This is a genomic window from Kitasatospora purpeofusca, assembly GCF_000718025.1.
GTDB lineage: Bacteria > Actinomycetota > Actinomycetes > Streptomycetales > Streptomycetaceae > Kitasatospora > Kitasatospora purpeofusca.
The window spans coordinates 144,474-171,429 of the sequence record NZ_JODS01000018.1; the positions used below are offsets into that span (position 1 = coordinate 144,474).

The 26,956-nt window shown below is 74.0% G+C and carries 20 protein-coding genes and 1 pseudogene; 11 read left to right on the forward strand and 10 right to left on the reverse strand.

From position 1 onward, the window contains the following. The first annotated feature begins 6 nt into the window (after positions 1-6). Genes IF01_RS0124455 through IF01_RS0124465 form a run of 3 tightly spaced genes read left to right on the forward strand, consistent with a single transcriptional unit; the run spans position 7 to position 4,146 of the window. Positions 7-942: a UbiA prenyltransferase family protein gene (locus IF01_RS0124455; RefSeq protein WP_030395678.1), complete on the forward strand. Its 936-nt coding sequence runs from the start codon at positions 7-9 to the stop codon at positions 940-942. Positions 943-1,000: 58 nt separating this feature from the next. Then, complete coding sequence (locus IF01_RS49340; protein WP_078880259.1) at positions 1,001-3,190, forward strand: glycosyltransferase; 2,190 nt, start codon at positions 1,001-1,003, stop codon at positions 3,188-3,190. A 20-nt stretch (positions 3,191-3,210) separates the two neighbouring features. Beyond that, the gene (locus IF01_RS0124465; protein WP_051756117.1) at positions 3,211-4,146 is read left to right on the forward strand and encodes a class I SAM-dependent methyltransferase; all 936 of its coding nucleotides are present in this window, start codon (positions 3,211-3,213) and stop codon (positions 4,144-4,146) included. 139 nt (positions 4,147-4,285) lie between these two features. Here IF01_RS0124465 and IF01_RS0124470 read toward each other — a convergent pair whose 3' ends face one another. The 6 genes and pseudogenes from IF01_RS0124470 to IF01_RS0124500 all read right to left on the reverse strand — a co-directional run. Next, the gene (locus IF01_RS0124470; protein WP_149030370.1) at positions 4,286-5,029 is read right to left on the reverse strand and encodes an AfsR/SARP family transcriptional regulator; all 744 of its coding nucleotides are present in this window, start codon (positions 5,027-5,029) and stop codon (positions 4,286-4,288) included. Between the two features lie 210 nt (positions 5,030-5,239). After that, entirely contained in the window at positions 5,240-5,686 is a 447-nt protein-coding gene (locus IF01_RS0124475) for a hypothetical protein (RefSeq protein ID WP_063764289.1), read from the reverse strand. 192 nt (positions 5,687-5,878) lie between these two features. After that, the gene (gene bioD, locus IF01_RS0124480; protein WP_244215614.1) at positions 5,879-6,805 is read right to left on the reverse strand and encodes a dethiobiotin synthase; all 927 of its coding nucleotides are present in this window, start codon (positions 6,803-6,805) and stop codon (positions 5,879-5,881) included. Beyond that, entirely contained in the window at positions 6,802-8,106 is a 1,305-nt protein-coding gene (locus tag IF01_RS0124485; protein WP_030395684.1) for an adenosylmethionine--8-amino-7-oxononanoate transaminase, read from the reverse strand. The genes bioD and IF01_RS0124485 overlap by 4 nt, the downstream gene beginning before the upstream one ends. Positions 8,107-8,178: 72 nt before the next feature. After that, entirely contained in the window at positions 8,179-9,477 is a 1,299-nt protein-coding gene (gene bioB / locus IF01_RS0124490) for a biotin synthase BioB (protein WP_030395685.1), read from the reverse strand. 1,208 nt (positions 9,478-10,685) lie between these two features. Further along, positions 10,686-13,109 (reverse strand): annotated as a pseudogene (locus IF01_RS0124500) (DEAD/DEAH box helicase); the annotation flags it as partial. A gap of 153 nt (positions 13,110-13,262) precedes the next feature. Between IF01_RS0124500 and IF01_RS0124505 the strand changes: the two are divergent. Both IF01_RS0124505 and IF01_RS0124510 read left to right on the forward strand, forming a co-directional pair. After that, complete coding sequence (locus IF01_RS0124505) at positions 13,263-14,459, forward strand: 8-amino-7-oxononanoate synthase (protein WP_037780976.1); 1,197 nt, start codon at positions 13,263-13,265, stop codon at positions 14,457-14,459. Between the two features lie 110 nt (positions 14,460-14,569). Next, positions 14,570-15,172 (forward strand): hypothetical protein, encoded by a 603-nt coding sequence (locus IF01_RS0124510; RefSeq protein ID WP_030395688.1) that lies wholly within the window; start codon positions 14,570-14,572, stop codon positions 15,170-15,172. 11 nt (positions 15,173-15,183) lie between these two features. On the opposite strand, the gene IF01_RS42250 is transcribed toward IF01_RS0124510, so the two are convergent. The 3 genes from IF01_RS42250 to ligD form a co-directional block, all read right to left on the reverse strand. Continuing rightward, on the reverse strand, positions 15,184-16,116 hold the full coding sequence (locus tag IF01_RS42250) for an aminoglycoside phosphotransferase family protein (RefSeq protein WP_078880260.1): 933 nt from the start codon (positions 16,114-16,116) through the stop codon (positions 15,184-15,186). Further along, complete coding sequence (locus IF01_RS0124520) at positions 16,113-16,769, reverse strand: GNAT family N-acetyltransferase (protein WP_030395690.1); 657 nt, start codon at positions 16,767-16,769, stop codon at positions 16,113-16,115. The genes IF01_RS42250 and IF01_RS0124520 overlap by 4 nt, the downstream gene beginning before the upstream one ends. Positions 16,770-16,875: 106 nt before the next feature. After that, on the reverse strand, positions 16,876-17,874 hold the full coding sequence (gene ligD / locus IF01_RS0124525; protein ID WP_030395691.1) for a non-homologous end-joining DNA ligase: 999 nt from the start codon (positions 17,872-17,874) through the stop codon (positions 16,876-16,878). A 150-nt stretch (positions 17,875-18,024) separates the two neighbouring features. Between ligD and IF01_RS0124530 the strand changes: the two genes are divergently transcribed. Then, positions 18,025-19,086, forward strand: a complete 1,062-nt coding sequence (locus IF01_RS0124530) for an ATP-dependent DNA ligase (RefSeq protein WP_030395692.1) — start codon at positions 18,025-18,027, stop codon at positions 19,084-19,086. A gap of 84 nt (positions 19,087-19,170) precedes the next feature. On the opposite strand, the gene IF01_RS0124535 is transcribed toward IF01_RS0124530, so the two are convergent. Continuing rightward, positions 19,171-20,634, reverse strand: coding sequence for a serine hydrolase domain-containing protein (locus IF01_RS0124535; protein WP_233290138.1), 1,464 nt, complete (start codon positions 20,632-20,634; stop codon positions 19,171-19,173). A 280-nt stretch (positions 20,635-20,914) separates the two neighbouring features. Here IF01_RS0124535 and IF01_RS0124540 point away from each other — a divergent pair, with 280 nt between their 5' ends. From IF01_RS0124540 to IF01_RS0124560, 5 genes are all read left to right on the forward strand, one after another. Continuing rightward, positions 20,915-21,826: an ABC transporter ATP-binding protein gene (locus IF01_RS0124540; protein WP_051756150.1), complete on the forward strand. Its 912-nt coding sequence runs from the start codon at positions 20,915-20,917 to the stop codon at positions 21,824-21,826. Further along, positions 21,823-22,479 carry a hypothetical protein gene (locus IF01_RS0124545; protein ID WP_030395695.1) on the forward strand — a complete coding sequence of 219 codons (657 nt, stop codon included), beginning with the start codon at positions 21,823-21,825 and terminating at the stop codon, positions 22,477-22,479. Before IF01_RS0124540 ends, IF01_RS0124545 begins: the two co-directional genes overlap by 4 nt. Before the next feature lie 410 nt (positions 22,480-22,889). After that, on the forward strand, positions 22,890-23,918 hold the full coding sequence (tdh, locus tag IF01_RS0124550) for an L-threonine 3-dehydrogenase (RefSeq protein WP_030395696.1): 1,029 nt from the start codon (positions 22,890-22,892) through the stop codon (positions 23,916-23,918). Between the two features lie 38 nt (positions 23,919-23,956). Further along, on the forward strand, positions 23,957-25,150 hold the full coding sequence (locus IF01_RS0124555) for a glycine C-acetyltransferase (protein ID WP_030395697.1): 1,194 nt from the start codon (positions 23,957-23,959) through the stop codon (positions 25,148-25,150). An 844-nt stretch (positions 25,151-25,994) separates the two neighbouring features. Continuing rightward, a complete protein-coding gene (locus IF01_RS0124560; RefSeq protein WP_030395698.1) occupies positions 25,995-26,906 on the forward strand; it encodes a LysR family transcriptional regulator in 912 nt (303 codons plus the stop codon). The last annotated feature ends 50 nt before the right edge of the window (positions 26,907-26,956 follow it).

The following is a 26,956-nucleotide window of genomic DNA, read 5'->3' on the forward strand; positions in this document are numbered from 1 at the left end:
TCCGCCATGACCTCCCTGAGCGAACAGAGCTCGCAGCACGAGACGGGCCGCCCCGAAGGACCGCCCGAGCCCGCCCGCCGCACCGCCGGGCCCTCCCGGCTGCCCGCACCGCTCGCCCTGCTCCGGCCCGGCCAGTGGCCCAAGAACATCCTGGTCGTCCCGCTGCCCCTGCTCGGCGCCGACCTCGCCTGGGACATGACCGCCCGGATCGCCGTCGCCGTCGGCGCCTTCGTCCTCGCCTCCTCGCTCGTCTACGTCGTCAACGACCTCGCCGACGTCGAACGCGACCGCCGCCACCCCGTCAAACGCCACCGGCCGCTCGCCTCCGGACGGGTCGCCCCGCGCACCGCCGTCGGCCTCGCGCTGCTCCTCGCCGCCCTGCTCGTGCCCGTGCTGGCCGTCGCCGGACCGGGCGTCGCCGCACCCGTCCTGCTCTACCTCGGCGTCAACGCCGCCTACAGCTGGCGGCTCAAACACCTCCCGCTGCTGGACGTGTTCGTCGTCGCCACCGGCTTCGTGCTCCGCCTGCTCGGCGGCTACGGGGCCAGCGGACGACCGCTCTCCGCCTGGCTGGTGCTCACCGTGCTCACCCTCTGCCTGGTCCTCATCGTCGGCAAACGACGCCACGAACTCGGCGTCGCCGGCAGCGGCCACCGCCCCGCGCTGGTCGGCTACTCCGCGCACTTCCTCGACCTGGTGCTGGTGCTCTGCTCCGGACTCACCGTCGTCGGCTACCTGCTGTACCTGCGCACCGAGTCCGGCTACGAGACCGGCGCGCTGCTCACCGCCCCGCTGGCCCTGTTCGCCCTGTTCCGCTACCTGCAGATCGTCGTCGTGCACGCCGAGGGCGGGAACCCCGTGCACACCCTGCTGCGCGACCGGGCCATGCTCGCCACCGCCGCGCTCTGGGTCGCCCTCCTGCTCACCTTCCAGCTCACCTGAACGAACTCACCGGAAACCCGAGCCCGTTGACCCCCCCCGCCGTTCCGAACGAGGAGCCATGCCCACCACACCGCTCGTCTCGGTGGTCGTGCCGATGTACAACGACAGCCGCACCGTCGACCTCTGCCTCGGCTCCGTCCTCGCCCAGAGCCACCCCGTGCACGAGGTGATCGTCGTCGACGACGCCAGCACCGACGACTCCGCCGCGCTCGCCGCCGCCCACCCCGTCACCCTGATCCGCGCCGAACGCAACGGCGGCCCCGGCGCCACCCGCAACCTCGGCGTCGAACACGCCACCGGCGACATCGTCTTCTTCCTCGACGCCGACCTCGCGATGCACCCCGACGCCGTCGCCGAAGCCGTCGCCGTCTTCGCCGAACACCCCGAGTACGGCGCCGTGTTCGGCGTCCCCGACAAGGAACCCCTGTTCCCCGAGGGCCCCGTCGGCCAGTACCGCATCCTCCAGTACCACTACTGGCGCAAGAGCGCCGAAGGACTGGTCAGCGGAGGCTTCTACGCCCTCGGCGCCGTCCGCCGCACCGCCTTCCTGGAAGCCGGACCGTTCAACCCGGCACTGCGCCAGACCGAGGAGATCGACCACGCCGAACGGCTCGCCGCCCGCCACCCCATGCTGCTCACCTCACGCGTCCGGGGCCGGCTCTCCGACGAGAACCGGCTCCGCCCGCTGCTGCGCAAGGCCTTCGTGCGCAGCCGGCTGCGGGTGCCGTTCTACCTCGACCGCGGACGGGCGATGCAGGGCATGGAGACCCCCGGCCGGGCCCTCGCCTCGGTGCTCGCCGCACTCACCCTGCTGAGCCTGCCCCTGATCGCCTGGCAGCCCGCGGCCGCGCTCGCCACCGCCCTGCTGCTCGCCGCCTTCGTCCTCACCGACCTCGGGCAGTACCGCTTCGTCCGCCAGGAGCGCGGCTACCGCTTCCTCGCCTTCTTCACCCTCTGCCACCTCCTGCTGAACGCCGTCGTCACCGCCGGACTCGCCGCCGGGGTCGGCCGGTTCGCGGTCAGCCGGGAGTTCCGCCGGATGTACCGGCGGGACGACCCGGCCGGGGCGACCGCCGAGGCACCCGCCGACGGACCGGACGGCGGACCGGCCCCCGAACCCACCCGGGCCCGCCGGGCCGCCCGGCGGCTGCGCACCTGGTACGGCCGCGCCCTGGTCGGCCTCACCGGCGCCTGGCTGCTCTACGCCTTCTTCCGCTGGTCGGTCAGCGGACGCTGGCACTGGGCGATCCTGTTCGACGCCGTCCCGCCGGTCCTCCTCGTCGCCGTGCCGCTGTTCCTGGTGCTCGCCGCCGCGGGCGCCTGCGGCCCCCGCCGCGGCTGGGCGCTCGGACTCGCCCTGCCGCCGCTGCTGCTCGGCCTCACCACCGGCTCCGGCCTCAACTGGCCCGCCCTGTGGCACGGCGAGCGGACGGTGCCGGCCGGAGCGCTGCACGTGGTCTCCTTCAACACCCAGTACTGGGCCGCGTCCACCGGCGTCGACCGGCTCTACAGCCTGATTCACCGTCAGAACGCCGATGTGTACCTGTTCCAGGAGCACGTGGTCTGGCAGCCCGGCCTCGGTGAGGACGGCTACCGCCGGCTCGACGACGACGCCCGGCTCGCCGCCGAGTTCCCCGGCTACCACATCGCCCGCACCGGCGAACTGCTCACGATCTCGCGCTACCCGATCGTCTCGCAGCGCTCGGTCGGCACCGGCGCCGCGCTGGAGGCGGACGCCTCCTTCAGCCGGATCTTCGCCCGCGACAAGGTGATGCGCACCGACCTCCAGGTCGGCGGCACCCTGCTCAGCGTCTACAACGTGCATGTCACCGTGCCGCTGGCGCCCGACCTCGACCCGTTCTCGGGCTTCGACTTCGACTCCTACTTCAAGCGCAAGTTCGCCTGGCGCCAGGAGGAGATCCGGGGCCTGGAGACCGACCTCAAGGGCAACCCCAACCGCACGCTGATCGCCGGCGACTTCAACGCCAGTCCCGCGATGCGCGACCTGGACGGGGTCCGCTCGCTCGCGGACGACGCGATTCGCGCCAACAATGACTTCCTGCCGCTGAGTTGGAAGTTCTCCGCACCGGCCGGCTTCGACTGGGACAGCGCGATCAACCGCCCCTACCCGCTCTGGCGGCTGGACTGGAGCTTCACCCGGGGCCCGGTGAAGGTCCACCGCTACGACTTCCGGTCCGCCGAGGGCATCTCCGAACACCGGCTGCAGGACCTCTGGCTCTCGCTCTGAACCCCCCGAAAGGACACGACATGGTGCTCAAGGATCTGCGGACCGCCGTCCGTACCGCCTCCGGCGTCGAACTGCTGGAGCGCCTGCCCGCGCTCCGCCGGCCGGTGGACTGGCTCGGCGAGCGGCCGGTGCTGCACGGTCTCACCCTGTGGGCGTTCGGGCTGCGCAAACCGCTGTTCTGGGACCACGTGGTCACCCCTGAGCCGCGCGCCGAACTCACCGAGGTGCGGGAGCTGTTGGAGAAGAACCGGGAGCGCTACGCGGAACGCCTGGCCGGCTTCGTGGAGTTGGGCGACTCGCTGGGCGGCATCCCGCTGCGGGGCACCGCGGCCGGCTCCACGCCGTACTGGAACAACGGCTGGCTGCCGCCGCTGGACGCACTGTCGCTGTACGGGTTCCTGGCCGAGCTGCGGCCCGCCCGCTACCTGGAGATCGGCTCCGGCAACTCCACCAAGTTCGCCCGCCGGGCCGTCGAGGACCTCGGGCTGAGCACCCGGATCACCTCGATCGACCCGGCCCCGCGCGCCACCGTGGACCGGCTCTGCGACGAGGTGGTCCGCACCCCGCTCCAGCACGCCGACCTCGCGGTGTTCCGCGAGCTGGAGCCGGGCGACATCGTCTTCTTCGACGGGTCGCACCGGCTCCACATGGGCTCGGACGTCGCGGTGTTCTTCTTCGAGGTGCTGCCGGTGCTCAAGCCGGGGGTGATCGTCCACGTGCACGACATCATGCTCCCGGCGGACTACCCGAGCTCGTGGCGCTGGCGGCACTACTCCGAGCAGTACCTGCTGGCGGCGCTGCTGACGGCCGCGCCGGGGCGGTTCGACGTCGAGCTGCCGGACGCCTTCGTGCACGCCGACCCGGAGCTGCGGCGGATCGCCGAGCCGCTCTGGCGCAGGCTCGGGGTCACCGAGCACTACGAGCCGGGGTCGTTCTGGTGGCGGCACACCGGCTGAGCCGCACTGGCCGAGGCACATCGGCCGAGCCGCACCGGCCGGCCCGGCCCGGCCCGGCCCGGGCGGGTGGCCCGGGGGACCGGGAGCGGCCGGCGCGGCCGGGGCGGACGGGCCGGGTCCGGGAGGCCCGACGGACGGCTCAGCGGGCCGGGCAGGCGCCGTTGAGGATGTCCTGCTCCAGCGTCCGCAGCTCCGGCCCCGGCTCCAGGCCCAGCTCCTCGACCAGCTGGGCGCGCAGGGTGCGGTAGACGCCGAGCGCCTCCACGGTCCGCCCGGAGCTGTGCAGGGCCTGCATCAGCAGGGCGTGCAGATGCTCGCGGAACGGATGCGCGGAGACCAGTTCGAGCAGCTCGCCGACCAGGTCCCCGGAGCGGCCGAGGGCCAGTTCCAGGCGCACCCGCTCCTCGACCGCGCGCAGCCGGTTCTCCTCCAGCCGGCGGGCCCAGGACTCCAGCGCCGGGCAGTCCAGGCCCGCCATGGCGGGCCCGGTCCACCGGGCGAGGGCCTGCCGCAGGACGGCGGCGGCCTCGGGGAGGTGGCCGGCGGCGGCCCGCATCCGGGCGCGGGCGACCTCCTCGTTGAACAGCGTGGCGTCCAGCTCACCGGGCCCGAGTCGGAGCCGGTAGCCGTTCGGATGGGTCTCGATCACCGGTGGCGCGCCCGCGTCGGCGAACACGCGGCGCAGCTGCGAGACGCAGATCCGGATCTGCGTCCGGGCGCTGGCCGGTGGGGCGGCGCCCCACAGGTTGTCCACCAGCCGGTCCAGCGGGACGACCCAGTTGGGTGTCAGGGCGAGGGTCGCCAGCAGGAGTTGGCTGCGTCGTCCCCCGAGTGGTACCGGCCTTCCGTCGACGTCGACCTGGAGTGGTCCCAGGATATGCACCAGCACAATACGGCCCCCGTTCGTCGCTCTCACCTGCGCCGAAATGGCGCCGCGGAAGCGGAGAAGACTCCGCCGTCCGGGCGCCGGATGGCAGCATGGTATAGACCTTTGAGGGTGTCAAGGGCACTTCAAGGCCGCCTGATGGCCGGATCGGACCCCGGTTCGGGCGCCCGCCTCCGCCGTCCGGGAACCCTCGTGACTGACGAACCGTCAGGAACTGTCGCTCAGCGCGTAGGTGCGGAAAGTGGCGAGCAGGGGCAGCACATCGGTCTTGCTCGGCTCCTCGGTGACGGCCCGCATGGCGTCGATCACCGCGTGCGCGATCACCTTGACCACGCCCAGGTCGTCCCCGGCCGTCTCGCCCCAGGCGCGCAGCGTCCGGGTGAGCAGGGCGCTCATCCGGGCGCCGATGTTGGAGCTCACCGCGTCGGTGAGTTCGGCGAGTTCCTCGTCGGTCATGCTCGACCGCAGGCCGAAGGCCAGCGCCATCAGCGTGTCGACGGCGTGCTCGCCGTAGCGCGCGACCAGTGCGGCGAGCGGCTGCTCGGTCGGCCCCCCGGCGGCCAGCGCGGCCAGGGCCTCGTCGTCGTCCTTCCAAGCCGCTTCGAGCGCGGCCAGGGCCCGCAGGGCCTCGTCCACCATCAGGCCATCCGTCATGCGGAGAACCGTATTGAGCGTCCGGGGGCCGGGGGCGGGGTCGGGCCGCGATCTCACCCGATCGAGCGAAAACGGTGCGGTTCCGCCACCGGGGGCGCAGGGGGCGTGGCGGTGCGCGGTGGTGGGCGGCGGTGCGTGCCCTGTCGCCCCCCGGTGACCGTCCCCGGTTCGGTCGGTCCCCGGCCCCCGGGTTCAGCCGGCCCCGTGCTCGGCGGTGAAGGCGGCGGCGTCCCAACTGCCGTGCAGCGCGGGCGCGAGCGCGGCGACCGCGAGCGCGGTGAAGTCCGCCGCCCGGCCCGCCCGTTCGGGCAGCGCGCCGAGCAGCGGCGCACCGGCGGCCGCCCGCGGCAGGTCGGCGAGGTTGCAGCGGTCGGCCAGCCCGGGGGAGTCCGGCCAGGCGCCGACCACCACGCCGAGCAGCGGCAGACCGCGCGCGGCCAGCGCCTCGGCCGTGAGCGCGGTGGTGTTCAGCGTGCCGAGACCGGCCGTCGCCACCAGCAGCACCTCGGCGGGCAGGCCGAGTTCACGCACCGCCCGGGCCTGGTCGGCCAGCGTCCGGCCCTGCTCGTCGTAGCGCACCAGCAGCCCGCCGGCGCCCTCGACCAGCACCAGGTCGTGCCGCTCGGCCAGGGCCGCGACCTCCTTCGCCACGTCCTCGGGCGCCAGGCACGGCAGGCCGGACCGGCGGGCCGCCGTGTCGGGCGCCAAGGGCTCGGGGTAGCGGGCGAGTTCGCGCAGGGTGAGGGCGTCCGGGGCCGGGGCCGCGGGCCCGGCCAGCCGGCGGACCTCCTCGGCGTCGCCCGGCTCCTCGGGGGCGACCCCGGTCTGGCCGGGCTTGAGCACCGCGACCCGCAGACCGGCCCGCAGGGCGCTCGCCGTGACGGCCGCCGTGGTGACGGTCTTGCCGACCTCGGTGCCGGTCCCGGTGACGAAGACGACGCGTCCGCGCGTGGTGCCGTCCGTGCCGGTGCCAGTGCCGGTGCCGGTGCCCGTGTTCGTTCCAGTGCCAGGGCCGCTGCCCGCGTTCCCGCTCATGTCCCCGTCCGTGCCCATGCCCATACCCATGTTCTCGTTGCCGTTGCCGTTCCTGTCCGTCGTGTTCCCGGCCGCGGCGCTCATCCGGCGGCGGCCGCCGCGGTGACGGCCCGGGCGATCCGCGCCACGTCCTCGTCGCCGGTGATGTACGGCGGCATGGTGTAGACGAGGTCCCGGAACGGGCGCAGCCAGACGCCCTCGCGCGCGGCGGCCTCGGTCGCCGCCGCCATGTCCACCGGGTGGTCCAACTGCACGACGCCGATCGCGCCGAGCACCCGGACGTCCTTGACGCCCGGCAGCGCGGCGGCGTCCGCCAGGCCCGCGGCCAGCCCGGTGCCGATCCGCTTCACCTCGGTCGCCCAGTCCTGCCCGAGCAGCAGGTCGATCGAGGCGTTGGCGACCGCCGCCGCCAGCGGGTTGCCCATGAACGTCGGCCCGTGCGCCAGCACCGGCATCGCGCCGCGGCTGATGCCGTCCGCGATCTCCGCGGTGCACAGGGTGGCCGCCATGGTGAGGTAGCCACCCGTCAGCGCCTTGCCGAGGCACATCACGTCCGGGGCGACGCCCGCGTGGTCGGCGGCGAACAGCTCGCCGCTGCGGCCGAAGCCGGTGGCGATCTCGTCGAAGACGAGCAACACCCCGTGCCGGTCGCACAGTTCGCGCAGCATCCGGAGGTAGGCGGGGGAGTGGAAGCGCATCCCGCCGGCGCCCTGCACCACCGGTTCCACGATCACCGCCGCCAGTTCGCCCGCGTGGCGCTCCACCAGCTCCTCGAAGGCCCGGGCGTACGCGTCGTCGATCGGGGCGTCGAAGCCGGCCGGCGGCTCGTCCACGAACAGCTGCTGGGGCAGTACCCCGCCCCACAGCTGGTGCATGCCGCCCTCCGGGTCGCACACCGACATCGGGTGGAAGGTGTCCCCGTGGTAGCCGCCGCGCCAGGTGAGCAGCCGCCGCTTCTCCGGCCGGCCCACGGACTGCCAGTACTGCAGACACATCTTCATCGCGACCTCGACGGCCACCGAGCCCGAGTCGGCGAGGAACACGTGCCGCAGCGGCTCCGGGGTGATCTCCACCAGGGTGGCCGCCAGCCGGACGGCGGGCTCGTGGGTGAGCCCGCCGAACATGACGTGGCTCATCCGCCCCAACTGCCCGCGCACCGCCTCGTCCAGCACCGGGTGCCCGTACCCGTGGATCGCCGCCCACCAGGACGACATGCCGTCGACCAGCTCGCGCCGCCCGCCCGCGACCGGTGCGGCCAGCCGCAGCCGGACGCCGGAGGCTGACTCCACCACGTACGGGGTGGCGGTGCCGGGCATCGGCCCGTACGGGTGCCAGACGTGCGCCCGGTCGAGCGCGAGCAGGGTGTCGGTGGACAGCTGGGTCATGAGGGGAGCACTTTCCGAGGGGTGCGGTCGGGGCCCGGCCGGACCGGGCCCCGGACGGGGCGGGGCGGGGCGTCAGGCGTTGGGCGCCAGCTCGGTGCCGGCGCCGCGGCGGCGGACCCGCACCAGGTCGGTGCGCACCTCGTCGGCGGCCCTGTCGGCGTCCTTGTCGTCGGCCGCGCCGACGGTCGCCGCCGGCACCGCGTGCCCGTGGCCGCCGCAGGGGCCGCAGCCGCCGCCCGTGCCGCAGCCACCGCCGACAGCGGCGTCCGCGCTCTCGCCCTCGCCCTCGCCGGACACGGCGCCCGTGCCGCAGCCACCGCCCGCGGAGCCACTGCCGCAACCGCCGGTGGCCGCCGCCGCGATGTCCGCCCGGTGCCGGGGCAGGGTGCTCTCGCCCATGCCCTCGACCTCGAAGCCGGCGTCCGCGATCATGTCGAGGTCGGTCTGCCCGGCCTGGCCCTCGCTGGTCAGGTAGTCGCCCAGGAAGATGGAGTTGGCGAGGTGCAGGCCCAGCGGCTGCATGCTGCGCAGGTGCACCTCGCGGCCGCCGGCGATCCGCACCTCGGTGTCCGGGTTCACGAACCGCACCATGGCGAGGATCCGCAGGCAGCGCTGCGGCGAGAGGTTCCACTCCTTCGCCAGCGGCGTGCCCTCGAACGGGATCAGGAAGTTCACCGGCACCGAGTCGGAGCCCAGCTCGCGCAGCGCGAAGACCACGTCCACCAGGTCCTCGTCGCTCTCGCCCATGCCCGCGATCAGGCCCGAGCAGGCCGACAGGCCCGCGCCGTGCGCCTTCTGCACGGTGTCCACCCGGTCCGCGTAGGTGTGGGTGGTGGTGATGTCGCCGTAGGTGCCCTCGGAGGTGTTCAGGTTGTGGTTGTAGGCGTCGACACCGGCCGCCTTCAGCCGCTCCGCCTGGTTGTCGGAGAGCAGACCGAGGCAGGCGCAGATCTCCACCGCCGGGTCGGCGTCCTTGATGGCCGCGACGGTGTCGGTCACCCGGTCGATGTCACGGTCCGTCGGACCGCGGCCGCTCGCCACCAGGCAGACCCGCTTGGCGCCGCCCGACACGCCGGCCTTCGCCGCCTCGGCGGCCTGGTCCGGCTTGAGCCAGGTGTACTTCAGGATCTCGGCCTTGGAGCCCAGCCGCTGCGAACAGTAGGAGCAGTCCTCCGGGCACAGCCCGCTCTTCAGGTTCACCAGGTAGTTGAGCTTGACCCGGCGGCCGAACCACCGCCGGCGCACCCGCCCGGCGGCCGCGACCACGTCGAGCAGCTCGTCGTCAGTGGTGGCGAGGACGGCGAGCGCCTCCTCGCGGGTGGGGGTCTCCCCACGCAGGCCCTTGGCGGTGAGGGTATCGAGCAGATCCATGCGCCTGATCCTGCCTGCTGGGCCGCGACGGACGCCAGAGGAAACCCACCAGAAGATCCCGGGGAGGATGTGCGAGTTGTCACAGTGTCGAAGCTCACGGTAGTGGTGCCGGTCACGTCGCCGGCGAGGGCCCCCGGCGGGCCTCCCGCGGACCGTCCCGACGGCTGCCCGGCCGCCTCTCCCACCGCCCCGGCCGCCGCCCCGCCCCCGTGATCTCCACCACTCGTGACCTGCATACAATCGGCCGCATGACCACGCAGGGGGAGCGCGCCCCGTCATCGGCAGAATCACCGGCGGAGCGGCCGGCGTACGACGTGTCCGAACAGCCGGGCGGGGCCCACCGGCCCAGACGCGTGACCGCCCGACGGGTCGTCGGCTGGATCACCGTCGCCGGCGTGGTCGCGGCCGGCGGCTGGATCGTCACCCGCCCCACGCCCGGCGACTACATACCCGGGCTGGGCCCCTCCAGCAAGGAGGCGTCCAAGACCCCGCCGATTGTCGGCGACCCGCCGCAGCGCACCCTCGTCGACCCCGAGGCCCTCGACGTGGAGGCCTACTTCCCCGCCCAGCGGATCGTGGAGTCCGGCTCCTACAAGGGCAAGCGCTCCGGCGTGCGGCGCGGCGACAACTGCACCGAGGTGCTCCAGGACCGCACCCTGGACCTGCTGCGCGAGGCCGGCTGCAAGGGCTACCTCGCGGTCAGCTTCACCGCCCAGGACCGGCCGGTGCTGAGCAGCGTCACCCTGCTGCGCTTCACCGACGCCGCGGTCGCGGCCCGCGCCGCCGAGGCGCTGCGCGCCAAGTCCGGCTCGGTCGCCTTCATCCTCCCGGACGCCTCCGCCGCGCCGGCGCTGGCGGCCGGAGCGGCCCGGCCCGCGATCGAGCCGCGCGTCGAACTCGTCGGCCACTACGTGACGGTGGCCAGTTCGCGGCCCGCCGAGATGTACCCCGGCGGCGTGGCCGCCCCCGCGGCCACCCCCGTCGTCCCCGGTGCCGGCACCGCCTCGCCCACCGTCGGCGCGTCCGTCCCCCCGGCGAGTCCGCTGCCGGTGCCCTCGGCGAGCACCCCCGGCCTCGACCAGCAGCTCGACGAGGCCACCCGGGCCGTCTCGCACAGCGCGGGCGCGCCGTTCGTCTGGATGTAGCGGCACGGACCGGACGGGGGAGGGGCGGGGCGCGGCCCGGCCCCCCCCCCGTTCACCCACCCGGCCCCAGTCGTGGTCGCCCTCCGGGTCGTCGAAGATCTGCCGCACCCGCCAGGCCGAGTCCTCCTCCTCGATGATCAGCATCTTCGGGCCGCGCGCGTTCGGACCGGTGCTCAGGTCGTCGTACTCGTCCCAGTAGCCGTCCATGGCGTCCGCCCAGCGGTCCGCGTCCCAGCCGTACTCGCCGTCCAGCGCGGCCAGTTCGTCGTAGTGCTCCAGTGCGCACAGCTCGACCCGGCGGAACATCTCGTTGCGCACCAGCACCCGGAACGCCCGCGCGTTCGCCGTCACCGGCGCCGGCTTGTCGTCCAGCACCACCTCGGCCGTCTGCGGTCCGGTCGGGTTGGCCAGCTGCTCCCACTCGTCCAGCAGGCTGGAGTCGACCTGGCGGACCAGCTCGCCCAGCCAGGCGATGATGTCCTTGAGGTCGTCGGTCTTCACGTCCTCGGGGACGGTCTGCTCCAGCGCCTTGAACGCGCCGGCCAGGTAGCGCAGCACGATGCCCTCGGTGCGGGCCAGCTCGTAGAAGCCGACGTAGTCCGAGAAGGTCATCGCCCGCTCGTAGAGGTCCCGCACCACCGACTTCGGCTGGAGCTGGTGGTCGCCGATCCACGGGTGCGCCCGCTGGTACACCTCGTAGGCGTGGGTGAGCAGCTCCTCCAGCGGCTTCGGGTAGGTGATCTCCTGGAGCCGCTCCATCCGCTCCTCGTACTCGATGCCGTCGCGCTTCATCTCGCCGATGGCCTCGCCGCGCGCCTTGTTCTGCTGCGAGGCGAGGATCTGCCGCGGGTCGTCGAGGGTCGCCTCGACCACCGACACCACGTCCATGGCGAAGGACGGCGAGGTCGGGTCGAGCAGCTCGAAGGCGGCCAGGGCGAAGGTGGACAGCGGCTGGTTGAGCGCGAAGTTCTCCTGGAGGTCCAGGGTGAGGCGCACGATCCGGCCCTCGGCGTCCGGCTCCGGCAGCCGTTCCACCACGCCGCCCTCCAGCAGCGAGCGGTAGATGGCGATCGCGGTGCGGATGTGCCGGCGCTGCGAGGCCCGGTCCTCGTGGTTGTCGGTGAGCAGCTTGCGCATCGCCTCGAAGGCGTTGCCCGGCCGCGCGATCACCGACAGCAGCATCGCGTGGGTCACCTTGAACCGGGAGACCAGCGGCTCCGGGTCGGCGGCGATCAGCTTCTGGAAGGTCTCCTCGGACCAGCCGACGAAGCCCTCCGGCGCCTTCTTGCGGACGATCTTCCGCTTCTTCTTGGGGTCGTCGCCCGCCTTGGCGACGGCCTTGTCGTTCTCGATGACGTGCTCGGGCGCCTGCGCCACGACCTGGCCCACCGTGTCGAACCCGGCCCGTCCGGCCCGTCCGGCGATCTGGTGGAACTCCCGGGCGCGCAGGATCCGCACCCGCTGCCCGTCGTACTTCGACAGCGCCGTGAACAGCACCGTGCGGATCGGCACATTGACGCCCACGCCGAGCGTGTCCGTCCCGCAGATCACCTTCAGCAGACCCGCCTGGGCGAGCCGCTCGACCAGCCGCCGGTACTTCGGAAGCATGCCCGCGTGGTGCACACCGATCCCGTGCCGTACGAAACGCGAAAGATTGCGTCCGAACTTGGTGGTGAAGCGGAAATTCCCGATCAGCTCGGCGATGGCGTCCTTCTCCGCCTTCGAGCACATGTTGATGCTCATCAGCGACTGCGCGCGGTCCACCGCCTCCTTCTGGGTGAAGTGCACGACATACACCGGCGCCTGGCCGGTCTGCAGCAGCTCCTCCAGCGTGTCGTGCATGGTGGTACGGCGGTACTCGTAGAATAGCGGCACCGGACGCGTCGTGTTGCGCACCACCGTCGTCGGCCGGCCGGTGCGCCGGGTGAGGTCCTCCTCGAACCGCCGCACGTCGCCCAGCGTCGCCGACATCAGCAGGAACTGCGCCTGCGGCAGCTCCAGCAGCGGGATCTGCCAGGCCCAGCCGCGGTCCGGCTCCGCGTAGAAGTGGAACTCGTCCATGACCACCTGGCCGACATCGGCCCGGGTGCCGTCGCGCAGCGCGATCTGCGCCAGCACCTCCGCCGTGCAGCAGATGATCGGCGCCGTCGGGTTCACCGAGGCGTCGCCCGTCATCATGCCGACCTGCTCGGTCCCGAACATCTTCACCAGGTCGAAGAACTTCTCCGACACCAGCGCCTTGATCGGCGCCGTGTAGAACGTCCGCTTCCCCTCCGCGAGCGCCGCGAAGTGCGCACCCGCCGCCACCAGGCTCTTCCCCGAGCCCGTCGGCGTCGCCAGGATCACGTTGTTCCCCGACACCAGCTCGATCAGCGCCTCCTCCTGAGCCGGGTACAGCGAGATCCCGCGCTCCTCCGCCCAGGCGGCGAACGTCTCGTACAGCGCGTCGGGCGTGGCGGGCTTCGGCATCAGATCAAGGAGGGTCACCGCCCCATCTTGCCTGCTCGCCGCCACCCCCGGCAAAGCCCGGGCGCACGAACGGGCGGGCCGGGCGACCGCGAGGGCAGCGCCCTCCGCCCGCCGACCGTGTGCCACGGCGCACATTGCCCGGGTCGCGCCGGGCGTGCCAGAGTGCCGGGCATGGTCAACCGCACCGCGCCCGAACCGCGCACCCTCGCTCCCGGCGCCGTCTTCGACTGGCTCGACGAGACCGCGGAGCAGCGGGCGGCGGCCGGGCTCACCAGGACGCTGCGCAGCCGGCCCGCCGACGACCCGGTGCTGGACCTCGCGGGGAACGACTACCTCGGGCTGACCCGCCACCCCGCCGTCACCGGGGCCGCCGCCGAGGCCGCGCTGCGCTGGGGCGCCGGTGCCACCGGCTCCCGGCTGGTGACCGGGACCACCGCGCTGCACACCGAGCTGGAGCAGGAGCTCGCCGACTTCTGCGGGGCCGAGGCCGCGCTCGTCTTCTCCTCCGGCTACACCGCGAACCTGGCCGCGCTCACCGCGCTCACCGACCCGGACACCCTGATCGTGTCCGACGCCTACAACCACGCCTCGCTGATCGACGGCTGCCGCCTCGCCCGGGCGGACGTCCACCGGGCCCCGCACAGCGATCCGGGCGCCGTCGCCGGGATCCTCGCCGGGCGGGAGCGGCCCCGGGCGCTGGTGGTCACCGACTCGGTCTTCTCGGTCGACGGCAACGCCGCCCCGCTCGCCGAACTCGCCGACGTCACCCGGAGGTTCGGTGCCGCGCTGCTCGTCGACGACGCGCACGGCCTGGGCGTCCTCGGCCCCGGCGGCAGCGGTGCCCCGGCCGCCGCCGGTCTCGCCGGTGCGCCCGACCTGGTCACCACGGTCACCCTGTCGAAGTCGCTCGGCTCCCAGGGCGGCGCCGTGCTCGGCCCCCGCCGGGTGGTCCGCCACCTCACCGAGACCGCCCGCACCTTCATCTTCGACACCGGTCTCGCCCCCGCCGCCGCCGGTGCCGCCCTCGGCGCGCTGCGGCTGCTGCGCGCCGAACCCCACCGCGCCGAGCGCGCCCGGGAGGTGGCCCGCAGCCTGTCCGCCCGCCTCGCCGCCGCCGGCCTGCACGCCTCCGCCCCCGACGCGGCCGTGGTGTCCGTCCGCGCCCCGGGCCCCGAGGCCGCCGTCGGCTGGGCCGCCGACTGCCGCCGGGCCGGGCTCGCCGTCGGCTGCTTCCGCCCCCCGTCCGTCCCGGACGGCATCTCGCGGCTGCGGCTGACCGCGCGCGGCGACCTGACGGACGAGCAGATCGCCGAGGCCGTCCGCGTCGTCGCCGCCACCGCCCCGGAGGGCGCCCGCGCGGTCGGGTGACGCCCCGGCCCGGACGGGGACGAACAACTCGCTTGTGGCAAAAGGCTGCTGACGGTGCGTCGGGCTGCCATCATGGGCGCGTCGGACGGCCGGTGACGGAGGCGGGGATCATGAGCGAGCAGATCGTCACGGCCCTGCTGTCCGGGCTCGTTGCCCTGGTGGTGGCCGCCGTCGGGGCGGCACTGACCCTCGCGCAGCAGCGGCGGGAACGGGCCGGGTGGCTGACCGACCTCAAGTCCGGCTGGGCACTGGATCTTCACAAGGTCAGGCTGGAGTCCTACCCGGAGGCCTTCCGGATCCTGGGCGGGCTGTCGCACGCCGCCGGTTCCCCGCTCACCCCGGAGGCGGCGGGGCGGGTGGCGGCGGCGCTCAACGGCTGGTTCTACGGGCCGGGCGGCATGTGCGCGACCGCCACCGCCCGGGGCGCCGTCCTCGGCCTGCGGCACTGCTGCCGGACCTGGGAGCGGGAGGGCGGTCGGCGTCCCGAGGAGCTCTACGGGTGGCGAGACCTGGCGGTGGCGGCCCTCCGCCGGGACCTCGACCTGTCCGGCCTGGAGTCGTACGACTTCCAGCCGGGTTCCACGATCCTGTCGGACCTCCGGCGGGAGCTCAAGGACGCGGAGAACCACCGCCCGTCGCCCTCGACGGGCGGCGGACCCGGGATCGCCGGGCGTCCCGGTCCGTCCCCCCGCCGAGGCCCGTCCGCCCGCTGAGGGAGGCCCCGCTACAGCCCCGCCAGCTCCCGCAGGAACACCGTGCCGGCGTCCCCACGGCCGGCGGCGACGCGCGGGGCGGCGATCAGGACGGCCGCCGCCCGGCACCAGGCGAGGACGCGGTCGGCGTCCGCGCCCGCGACCAGGTCGGTCAGCTCCGAGATCCGGTCGGACAGCGCCGCCCGGTCGGCCACGCCTTCGAGGGCCCAGTCGACCAGGTCGAAGTCCGGGTCGCCCAGGCAGGCGCGCGGGTCGATCGCCACCGGACCGGCCGGGCCGAGCAGCGCGTTGGCCGGGTGCAGGTCGCCGTGGACCAGCCCGAGCGGGGCGCCGTCGCCGGTCAGCTCGCGGGTCAGGGCCCGGGCGTCCGCCGTCGACACACCGGGGGCCCGCCGCTCGGTGAGGTCGAACAGGAAGTCCAGCCGCTCCGCCAGGGACGGGAGGGCGGCACGGGACGGCGCGGGCACCGAGCGCAGCCCGGTCAGCATCCCCGCCACCTCCGCCGGCCGCCAACCGCGCTCGCGCAGCGTCGTCCCCGGCCGGACGTCCGCCAGCAGCAGCGCCCCGGCCCCGACGTCCTCCGCCAGCAGCCCCACCACCGAGGGCACCTCCCGCCACGCGGTCAGCGCCACCGCCTCCTGCCGGGCCACCTCGGTGTCCGGCGTCAGCTTGAGCCACACCACGGCACCGTCGGCCGGCCGCTCGCAGCGGAACACCCGCGACGTGCCGCCCCCGCCGGCCGCCCGCACCGCCAGGCCCCAGCGCCCGGCCAGCTCGTCCACCAGCCGCGGCAGCTGTGCGCACCACTCCCGGGCGCCGGGCCCGAAGCGGGTCACCAGCCGGGCCCGCACCTCCTCGGGGACGGCGGCGAGGTCGGCTAGGGCGGCGAAGCCGGCCGTTCCGGAGGCGACGTCGGCCGTCCCGGCGGTGCGGTCGGCGGTCACGGCCGCCCCACCACCAGCAGCGTCTCCGCGCCCACCGGCCGGTAGCCGGCGGCCTGGAAGGCCCGCACGCTGGTCGCGTTGCCCGGCGCCTGCTGCGACCAGACCACAGCACCGTCCGGGACCAGGTGCCGGGCCGCCAGCGCCAGCGCCCGACCCAGGCCCCGGCCCCGGGCCGCCGCACCGACCTCGATCGCACACTCCCAGCGCCCGGCGACGCCGCGCCCCAGCACCAGGACCCCGTTCCCGCCCTCGGCCTCGAACACCCGCACGTCGTCGCGGTAGCGCAGCGCCCGCACCACCCGGGGATGCTCCCGGTCCTCGACCGGGGCGAGCGGCAGCGGCGGCTCGCCGGGCAGGCGGTCGGCCACCGTCAGCAGGTCGATGTTGCCGTTCTCCCGTCCGGTGCGGCGGGCGAACGCGCTCAGGAACGGCGGGCACAGCGGCGCGGCCAGCGGGTCGCTCGGCGTGGCCGCCAGCGTCGCCCGCACCCAGTCCGGGTCCTCGTCGGTGAACACCACTGCGTGCGCGGAGAAAGACAGCACCCCCGCCTCGCGCGGCGACGGCTGCGGCACCACCGTCACCGACCCGTCCGACGGCGGGAACACCCCGCTCCCCGCGTCCGCCAGAATCTCCCGCAGCCCCCGTGCAGCCATCGTTCCCCGCCCCTTGGTGATCCTCTTGGTGATCTTCGTGGGCGATCAGCCTACGTGATCACGTCACACCCGGAGCGGGGTGCTCCCACGGGGCCGGGTCCTGCGCTCAGGTCTTCTTCCGGGCCCGGCTCGGCTGCACCCGGGTCGGCTCGCCCGCCGCCTTCGGATGGTCCGGCGGATACGGCAGCTCGCCGTGCGCGCCGTCCGCGACCTGCCGCTCGTACAGCTCCAGCAGCGCCTCCAGCCGGAACGCCTCGTCCTGCATGCCCGCGTGCGGATCGCCCACCTCCGCGAACCTGGCGGGCACCGTCCGCAGGTCGAAGTCCTCCGGCAGCGCGTCGTCCAGCTCCTCCCACAGCAGCGGCGTCGACGCCGTCGCCCGGGGCCGGGCCCGCAGCGAGTAGGCGGAGGCGATCGTCCGGTCCCGCGCCATCTGGTTGTAGTCGACGAAGATCCGCTCCCCGCGCTCCTCCTTCCACCACGCCGTGGTCACCCGCCCCGGCAGCCGCCGCTCCAGCTCCCGGCCCAGCGCGATCACCGCGTGCCGCCCGTCGGTGAACGTCCACTCCGGCACCAGCGGCACGTACACGTGCACCCCGCGCCCGCCCGAGGTCTTCGGCCACCCCCGCAGCCCGTGCTCCTCCAGGACGGCCCGCAGCTCGTGCGCGACCCGCACCGAGTCCCGGAAGTCCGTGCCCGGCTGCGGGTCCAGGTCGATCCGCAGCTCGTCCACATGGTCGGTGTCCGAGCGGCGCACCGGCCACGGGTGGAAGGTCAGACAGCCGAGGTTCGCCGCCCACAGCACCGCCGCCGGCTCGGTCGGACAGATCTCGTCCGCCGACCGCCCGCTCGGGAAGGCGATCCGCGCGGTCGGCAGCCAGTCGGGCAGGCCCTTCGGGGCCCGCTTCTGGTAGAAGAACTCGCCCTCCACCCCGTCCGGGAACCGCTGCAGCGTGGTCGGCCGGTCCCGCAGCCCGCGCAGCACCCCGTCCGCGACCGCGAGGTAGTACTCGGCGACGTCCAGCTTGGTGAAGCCGCGCTCCGGGAAGTACACCTTGTCGGGGTTCGAGAGCCGGACGGTGCGTCCGGCGACGTCCAGTTCCACGGCAGAGCCCATGCCACTCACGCTAAGCGCGCGCCGCCCGACGCGCCTGTCCTGACCTGGGCGCGCGTACCTACCTGGGTGCTCGTGAGGCCCGCGTGCCGCCCGCGCGCCGCCGCGCGTGCGGACCGCGTCGGCGCGAGGATCGGAAGCATGGACCTGCCCGTGATGCCGCCCGTCGCCCCGATGCTCGCCAAGTCCGTCGCGAAGATCCCGCCCGGCATGCAGTACGAGGCCAAATGGGACGGCTTCCGCGCCATCGTCTTCCGCGACGGCGACGAGATCGAGATCGGCAGCCGCACCGGCAAACCCCTCACCCGCTACTTCCCCGAACTCGTCACGGCCCTGCGCCGCGAAACACCCCCGCGCTGCGTCCTCGACGGCGAGGTGGTCATCGCCCGCGACGGCCGGCTGCGCTTCGAGGAACTCCTCGAACGCATCCACCCCGCCGCCAGCCGGGTCGAACTGCTCGCCGAACGCACCCCCGCCTCCTTCGTCGCCTTCGACCTGCTCGCCCTCGGCGACGAATCCCTCCTCGACCGGCCGCTCGCGGCCCGCCGCGCCGCCCTCGAAACGGCCCTCGCCGACGCCGCCGACCCCGTCTTCACCGCCCCCGCCGCGACCGACCGCGACCTCGCCGAGACCTGGTTCGCCCAGTACGAGGGCGCCGGACTGGACGGCATCGTCGCCAAACCCCTCGACCAGCCCTACCGGCCCGGCGAACGCACCATGTACAAGATCAAGCACGAGCGCACCGCCGACTGCGTGGTCGCCGGCTACCGCGAGCACAAGAGCGGACCCGTCGTCGGCTCCCTGCTGCTCGGGATCCACGACGCCGAGGGCCGCCTCCAGCACGTCGGCGTCTGCGCCGCCTTCAGCATGGCCCGCCGCAGCGAACTCGCCGAGGAACTCGCGCCGTTGCGCACCACCGACCTCGCCGGCCACCCCTGGGGCGCCTGGGCCGACGAGGCCGCCCACGCCGACGCCAGACTCCCCGGGGCCCAGAGCCGCTGGACCGGGAAGAAGGACCTCTCCTGGGTGCCGCTGCGCCCCGAACGCGTCGTCGAGGTCGCCTACGACCACATGGAGGGCACCCGCTTCCGGCACACCGCGCAGTTCCGGCGCTGGCGCCCGGACCGGGCGCCGGAGAGCTGCACGTACGAGCAGTTGGAGGAGCCGGTCTCCTACGACCTGGCGCGGGTGCTCGGGGGCTGACCGCCTCTTGGCACCCGCGCCGGGTCACGCACCCGTGCCGGGTCACGCCCGCCCGGTCACGCCCGCCCGGTCACGCCCGCCAGGTCACGCTGTCGAAGGCACCGGCGGCGTCACCGAGGTCGACACCGACGCGTCCGCCGTCGCCGAGGGCTCGTCCCCGCCCGCCGGGGCCGCCGGCAGGTCGTAGACGTTCCCCGGCGAGACGACCTCCGTGATCGCCTTCGCGAACAGCGTCGACGGCGCCGACCCCTTGTACGTGATGTCGGTGTTCAGCAGCACCACCAACGAGGCCTGCGCGGACGGCAGATACACCACCACCGTCTGGTAGCCCGGCAGCGAGCCGTTGTGCCCGATCCACCCGTGGTTGTAGAACACCCCCAGCCCGTACCAGGTGTCCGGCACCGCCGAGGGCTGCGGCTGGAGCCGCTGCGCCTGCGTCTGCGGAGTCAGCAGCGTGCCGGTGGCCAGCACCTTGGCCCACTTCTTCATGTCCGCCTGGTCCGAGATCATCGCCCCCGCCGCCCAACCCCAGGACGGATTCCAGTCGGTGGCGTCCGCGATCGTCCCGTCCGCGGTCTGGTTGGTGTAACCCTGGGAGTGCGGCTGCGGGAACGCGTTCGTGGTCGGGAACACCGTCCGGCCCAGGTCCGCCGGGTCGAACACCTCCTTCTTCAGGAACTCGCCGAGCGGCTGCCCGCCCAGCTTCTCGATCACCTTCCCGATCAGCACCGTGTTGGTGTTGGAGTAGTCGAACTCCGCCCCCGGGGCGAAGTTCACCGGGTGCTTGAACGCGTACGCGAGCAACTGGTCCGGCGTGAACGAGCGTTGCGGGTCCGCCTGGAGCGCCGCCACGAAGTCCTCGTCCTGGGTGTACGAGAACAGGCCGCTGCGCATGTCGGACAGCTGGCGCAGGGTGATCGTGTCACCGTTCGGCACGCCCGAGACGTACTTGCCGATCGGGTCGTCCAGCCCCGCCTTGCCCTGGTCCACCAGCCGCAGCAGACCGGTGACGGTGAAGGTCTTCGTCTCGCTGCCGATCCGCATGTTCAGCCCGGTCACCATCGCCGTGCCCGCGACCTTGTCGGAGACACCGAAGGCCTTCAGGTACTCGCCCTGCGGCGTCGACAGGTTGACGATCACCCCCGGCACCGAGGCCTCCGTCAGCACCCGCTGCACCGCGGTGTCCAGCCGGGCCGTCACGTCCGGCGTCAACGGCAGCGCGGTCGGGCCCGCGGAGCCGCCCGAGGACGTGGTGGGAGTGGTCGGGGAGGGGCTGAGCAGCGTCGCGCTCGCGCTCGGGCCCGAAGCCGAGGCCGAGGGGCTGAGCGCCGCCGGGACGGCCGTCACCGCCCCGGCCGCGGGGGAGCCGGCGGAGGAGCCGCCCGAACAGCCGGCCGAGGCCAGCAGCCCGGCCAGCGCCAGCGCGACTGCCGCCGGGGCGGGCCGGGCCGAGGCCGCCCGGGCCGTAGCCGCGCGGGTCGTACCCGGTCGGGCCGCGGCCGGGCGGCGCGGGGTCGTGGCTCGGGCCGTCGTCACACGATTCGGCACGCGGTCGTGATTCGTCATCGTCGAGGCGCCTCTCTGGGCAGGACGGACCCGGAGCACCGCTCCACGGGCCCGCAAGGGGGAGCGATCGCCACCGTATGCGCCGCTCAACGCCACCGCGCGCCCTGCGGCCACCCGCTGGCCCGAACGGACCCACCCGTCAGCCACCCGGCCCGGCCCCGGTCGCGCCACCACCGGATCGGCCCGCACCATATCCGCCCCCTACCGGCCGCCGCGTAAGGTGCCCACCGCCCGACCGACGGAGGGGAACACCGAGGTGCTGCTGCACTGCGAAGCCGTAGGCAAACGCTACGGACGGGGCCGCTGGATCCTGCGCGACGTCGACCTGGACCTCGCACCCGGCGACGTGCTCGCCGTCGTCGGCGCCAACGGCTCCGGCAAGTCCACCCTGCTACGGATCCTGGCCGGCCTCACCCGCCCCACCGCCGGCCGCCGCACCGGAACGGCCACCGCCCAGGGGGCCTCCGTCGGCTATGTCCCCGACCGCTTCACCGCCCACGAACGCCTCACCGCCATGGCCTACCTCACCCACCTCGGACGCATCCGCGGCCTGCCCACCGCCACCGCCCGGGACCGCGCCGGCCGACTGCTGGACCGCCTCGCCCTCGCCGGCGGCCCGGACGCCCCGCTGCGCACCCTCTCCAAGGGCAACGCCCAGAAGGTCGCGCTCGCGCAGGCCCTGCTCGTGCCGCCCGACCTGCTCGTCCTCGACGAACCGTGGTCCGGCCTCGACGCCTCCGCCCACACCGCGCTCGCCGGGATCCTCGCCGAGACGGCCGCCGCCGGCGGGGCGGTGGTGTTCACCGACCACCGCGAGGCCCTCGCCCGGACGCACGCCACCGCCGTGCACACCGTCGCCGACGGACGGGTCACCCGCCGCGCCGACCCCGGCCCGGGCGCGCCCGTGGTGGTTGTCCTCACCCGCCGGGGCGGCCCCGACCTCCCCGGTGTTCTCGACCTTCCCGGCTTTCTCGACCTTCCAGGTGTCCTCGCCGTCGAGCGCCACGGGGCCGAACTCCACCTGCGGGTCGACCGGTCGAGGACCGACGCCGTCCTGCTCGCCGCACTCCGCGACGACTGGTCCGTGCAAGCCGTCACCCGGCCCGCGCCCGAACCGGCCCCCGCTGCGGCCGAACCGGCGCCCGCACCCACCCCGAGGACCACCGCCCGATGACCGCCCTCGTCCGCTACCGGCTCACCACCCTGCTGCTCTCCCAGCGCTACCTCGCCCCGCTGCTCCTGTTCGCCGCCCTCGTCACCGTGCTCACCAGCAACGACACCGGCCCGCTCACCGCCGCCCACGCTGCCTCCGGCCTGGCGATGCTGCTCGCCGCGACCTGGCTCACCATGGCGCTGGCCGGGCTCGACGACCCGCCCCACCGGGCCGTGCTGACGGCCGCCACCGGCGGACACCGGCGCCTGACCACCGGGACCGTCCTCGCCGCGCTGGCGGCCTGCCTGCCCCTCGCCGCCCTCGGCCTGCTCCTGCCGCTGCTCGTCGGCGACCACAGCCCCACCGCCGCCGACCTGCTCCTGGGCGTCGAGGTCCAGCTCACCTGCGCCTGCACCGGCGCCGCCGTCGGCCTGCTCACCGCCCGGCCGGTGGTCCGGCGACAGGGGCACGGACTGCTGCTCGCCCTCGCGCTGCTGCTCGTCCTGACCCTCGGCAAGGGCCTGCCGCCGGTGAACCTCATGCTCACCCGGCTCTCCGGCCACCACCGGTCGGCGGACCTGGTCGGCTCCACCGCGCTGCTGCTCGCGCTCGCCGCCGTTCTGCTCGGGACCGCGGCGGTGGTCGGGCACGCCGTCGCCGTCCGGCGGGACTGACCGGACCGGGCCGGGCCGGGACTGACCGGAGCGGCGTGGACCGGCGTGGACCGGCGTGGACCGCCCGGGTCGGGTCGCGGTCCGGCGGGGCCGCCGGGCGGGCGCTCCGTGCGCCCCGAACGCGCCCCGCGCGCTCCGCCGTCGGGGTGCCGACCGGCACGCCGCGACCGGCCCCGGGCGCAGCTCGGGCACGATCGTTCAGCCCAGCTGTCGCGGCCCTTAAGAATTCCTCGATGGACCGCACCCCCTCCGACCAGGCAGATTTCTGCCTGCCCGGATTACGGACGCCAGGACCGACACCAGGACCCCGGCCCCGTCACCACCCTCCGGCCCTCCCGGGGGCCGCCACCGCCGGGCCTCGTCGGCCTGCCCACACCAGGCCGCCCCACCGTGCGTCAGGAGCCACCGCCGTGAAGGCACTCGTCAAGCAGAAGGCCGAGCCGGGACTCTGGCTGATGGACGTCCCCACCCCGGCGATCGGCCCCGGCGAGGTGCTCATCAAGGTGCTGCGCACCGGCATCTGCGGTACCGACCTGCACATCCGCAAGTGGGACGGCTGGGCGCAGCAGGCCATCAGGACCCCGCTGGTGCTGGGCCACGAGTTCGTCGGCGAGGTCGCCGAGCTCGGTGCCGGCGTCGCGGACATCGCCGTCGGCGACCTGGTCAGCGGCGAGGGCCACCTGGTCTGCGGCAAGTGCCGCAACTGCCTGGCCGGCCGCCGCCACCTCTGCCGCAACACCGTCGGCCTCGGCGTCAACCGCGACGGCGCCTTCGCCGAGTACGTCGCCCTGCCGGCCTCCAACGTCTGGGTGCACCGGGTCCCCGTCGACCTCGACGTCGCCGCGATCTTCGACCCGTTCGGCAACGCCGTGCACACCGCGCTGTCCTTCCCGCTGGTCGGCGAGGACGTTCTGGTCACCGGTGCCGGCCCGATCGGCATCATGGCCGCCGCCGTCGCCAAGCACGCCGGCGCCCGCAACGTCATGATCACCGACGTCTCCCCGTACCGCCTCGACCTCGCCCGCAAGGTCGGTGTCACGCTGGCGCTCAACGTCGCCGAGCACACCATCGAGGAGGGCCAGCAGAAGCTCGGCCTGCGCGAGGGCTTCGACGTCGGCCTGGAGATGTCCGGCCGGCCCGAGGCGATGCAGTCGATGATCGCCAACATGACCCACGGCGGGAAGATCGCCATGCTGGGCCTGCCCGCCGAGCAGTTCCCGATCGACTGGGCCTCCGTCGTCACCTCGATGCTCACCATCAAGGGCATCTACGGCCGGGAGATGTTCGAGACCTGGTACGCGATGTCCGTCCTCCTGGAGGGCGGCCTCGACCTCAGCCCCGTGATCACCGGTCGGTACGCCGCCACCGACTTCGAGGCAGCCTTCGACGAGGCGGCCGGCGGCCGCTGCGGCAAGGTCATCCTCGACTGGACCGCCTGAGCACCCTCGCCGATCCGACGATCCTTTTAGGAGCAGCTGTGTTCGACAACGTGCGCGACGAGGTCGCCGCCACCCTCGAAGAGATCCGTGAGGCCGGCCTCTTCAAGCCGGAGCGCGTCATCGGCAGCCCGCAGAGTGCCGCCGTCACCGTCACCGCGGGCGGCACCCCGGGCGAGGTCCTCAACTTCTGCGCCAACAACTACCTCGGCCTCGCCGACCACCCCGAGGTGCTCGACGCCGCCAAGGACGCGCTCGACCGCTGGGGCTACGGCATGGCGTCCGTCCGCTTCATCTGCGGCACCCAGGACGTGCACAAGCAGCTCGAGGACCGCCTCTCCGCGTTCCTCGGCCAGGAGGACACGATCCTCTACTCGTCCTGCTTCGACGCCAACGGCGGTGTCTTCGAGACCCTGCTCGACGAGCGCGACGCCGTCATCTCGGACGCCCTCAACCACGCGAGCATCATCGACGGCATCCGGCTCTGCAAGGCCCGCCGCCACCGCTACGCCAACCGCGACCTCGCCGACCTGGAGCAGCAGCTCAAGGAGAGCCAGGACGCGCGCCGCCGCCTGATCGTCACCGACGGCGTCTTCTCGATGGACGGCTACGTCGCCCCGCTGCGCGAGATCTGCGACCTCGCCGACCGCTACAACGCCATGGTCATGGTCGACGACTCGCACGCCGTCGGCTTCGTCGGCGCGGGCGGGCGCGGCACGCCGGAGCTGCACGGCGTCATGGACCGGGTCGACATCATCACCGGCACCCTCGGCAAGGCGCTCGGCGGTGCCTCCGGCGGCTACGTGGCCGCGCGTCGGGAGATCGTCGCGCTGCTGCGCCAGCGCTCGCGCCCGTACCTGTTCTCGAACTCGCTCGCGCCGGTCATCGCGGCCGCCTCGCTGAAGGTCCTGGACCTCGTCGAGAGCTCGAACGAGCTGCGGGAGCGGCTGGCGGCGAACACCGCGCTGTTCCGTTCGAAGATGACCGAGGCGGGCTTCGAGATCCTGCCCGGGGACCACCCGATCGCGCCGGTGATGATCGGCGACGCGGCGAAGGCGGGCCGGCTCGCCGAGCTGCTGCTTGAGCGCGGCGTGTACGTGATCGGCTTCTCGTACCCGGTCGTCCCGCACGGCCAGGCCCGGATTCGGGTCCAGCTCTCCGCCGCGCACACCACCGAGGACGTCGAGCGCGCCGTCGCCGCCTTCGTGGACGCGCGCGCCGCGCTGGGGGAGTAGCTCCCGCGCTGTTGCGCTTGCCGCAACCGCCGGCTACCGCTGCGACCGCCGTGACGCTGTGACCGCTGCGTCCGTTCGTCCGCCGCGTCACTCACGCGGTGGCGGTCGCCGGGAACGGCCCCTTGCCGGGCCCGTTCCCCCTCGATCGCCCGTGGCACGTCCGCTCGGAACCGGACGTGCCACGGGCTCCAGAACCGCTGTGCGATGTCGGCGGGGCCGGCCCCGCCGACATCGCACAGCACCAAGACCACCTGCCCCACCCTCCCGCCGCGGGAGTGGGAAGTCGGCCCGACCGACTTCCCACTCCCGTTCGCGGTTTCCGGGGCCGGTCGGCTCCGTGCCGGTGGCGCGGCTCGCTGCGGAGGTGTCCGGCACCGGGCTGTGCTTCGTCGGGCTCGCCCTTCCGCTCCCTCGCCCTGGTCCTCTTCGGGCGCGCCTTCGCTTTCTCTCCGCTCCACTGCTGCTGTGCCGCTGTGCCGCTGTGCCGCTGTGCCGCTGTGCCGCTGTGCCGCTGTGCCGCTTCGCCTCACCGCACTCTTTCCCCGCTCTCCCTCCCCGCTCCGCACTTTGCAAAGTCACACTTTGCAAAGTGCGGGAAGGAGCGTCGAGGAGGCTGTGCGCCCGGGAATCAAGGGGATCGCCTCTCGTTGCACTTTGCAAAGTGTGACTTTGCAAAGTGCTGGGGGCGGGGATCCGGGGCGAGGGGCAGGGGGTCGCCGGAGTACTGCGTGCGGTGTTGCCGGGAGTGGGAAGTCGGCGGGGCCGACTTCCCACTCCGTAGTCCCTCCCGACCGGTTCGTCACCCCCGCCCCGGCAGTCCCATCGACGCTGGCAGAATTGGTCTGTGATCGACGCGAGACGGCTGCGGACCCTGCGAGCGGTGGCGGACCACCGGACGGTGACCGCCGCGGCGGCCGCGCTCTACCTCACCCCCTCCGCCGTCTCGCAACAGCTGGCCGCCCTGGAGCAGGAGACCGGCCACCACCTGCTCGCCCGCGAGGGCCGTGGCGTGCGGCTCACGGCGGCCGGGGAGATCCTGCTCGGTCACGCCGACGCCGTCCTCGCCCAGCTCGAACGGGCCGAGGCCGACCTCGCCGCCTACAGCGCCGGCGTCTCCGGTGAGGTCACCGTGGCCTCCTTCGCCACCGGCATCTCGCTCGTCCTCGCGCCCGCCATCGGCACCCTCGCCACCCGTGCCCCCGGTGTCCGGCTCAAGGTGCTCGACGCCGAGGGCGACGCCAGCCTGCCGATGCTGCTCGACGGTCGCGCCGACCTCGCCGTGGCAGTCGAGTACCGCGGCGCCCCGCGTGCCGACGACGCCCGGCTCACCCGCGTCCCGCTCTACGCCGAGCCCTTCGAGGCCGTTCTTCCGCTCGCCCACCCGCTGGCCGCCGCAGAGGGGCCGGTCGCGATGGCCGACCTCGGCGACGAACCGTGGATCGGCCCCTACCCGGGCAACCCGTGCCACGACGTGGTGCTGCTGGCCTGCGAGCACGCCGGTTTCCAGCCGCGCCTGGTGCACTCCTCCGACGACTTCCGCGCCGTCGTCGCCCTCGCCTCGGCCGGTGCCGGCGTGGCTCTGGTCCCGCGCTCGGCCCTTCTCGGCGTAGACCTGGCCCGGGTCGCCGTCCGCCCCGTCGACAGTGCCCTCGCCACCCGCCGGGTCTTCGCCGCCGTCCGCGCCGGTGCCGACGGCCACCCGCTCATCCGCCCCGTCCTCGACGCCCTCGCCGAAGTCGCTCCGGCCACCCTCTGACCTCGCGGGGCGCCGCCGGGGAGGCGGCGCCCCGGCAGTCCTCCGCACTT

Bases quoted from the DNA above. Each gene is read 5' to 3' on its own strand.
- bioD (WP_244215614.1), bottom strand. From the start codon at position 6,805: ATGAGCGCCGCGGCCGGGAACACGACGGACAGGAACGGCAACGGCAAC.
- IF01_RS0124485 (WP_030395684.1), bottom strand. From the start codon at position 8,106: ATGACCCAGCTGTCCACCGACACCCTGCTCGCGCTCGACCGGGCGCAC.
- IF01_RS0124475 (WP_063764289.1), bottom strand. From the start codon at position 5,686: ATGACGGATGGCCTGATGGTGGACGAGGCCCTGCGGGCCCTGGCCGCG.
- bioB (WP_030395685.1), bottom strand. From the start codon at position 9,477: ATGGATCTGCTCGATACCCTCACCGCCAAGGGCCTGCGTGGGGAGACC.
- IF01_RS0124505 (WP_037780976.1), top strand. From the start codon at position 13,263: ATGGTCAACCGCACCGCGCCCGAACCGCGCACCCTCGCTCCCGGCGCC.
- IF01_RS0124530 (WP_030395692.1), top strand. From the start codon at position 18,025: ATGGACCTGCCCGTGATGCCGCCCGTCGCCCCGATGCTCGCCAAGTCC.
- IF01_RS0124455 (WP_030395678.1), top strand. From the start codon at position 7: ATGACCTCCCTGAGCGAACAGAGCTCGCAGCACGAGACGGGCCGCCCC.
- IF01_RS0124545 (WP_030395695.1), top strand. From the start codon at position 21,823: ATGACCGCCCTCGTCCGCTACCGGCTCACCACCCTGCTGCTCTCCCAG.
- IF01_RS0124465 (WP_051756117.1), top strand. From the start codon at position 3,211: ATGGTGCTCAAGGATCTGCGGACCGCCGTCCGTACCGCCTCCGGCGTC.
- IF01_RS0124520 (WP_030395690.1), bottom strand. From the start codon at position 16,769: ATGGCTGCACGGGGGCTGCGGGAGATTCTGGCGGACGCGGGGAGCGGG.
- IF01_RS0124510 (WP_030395688.1), top strand. From the start codon at position 14,570: ATGAGCGAGCAGATCGTCACGGCCCTGCTGTCCGGGCTCGTTGCCCTG.
- IF01_RS49340 (WP_078880259.1), top strand. From the start codon at position 1,001: ATGCCCACCACACCGCTCGTCTCGGTGGTCGTGCCGATGTACAACGAC.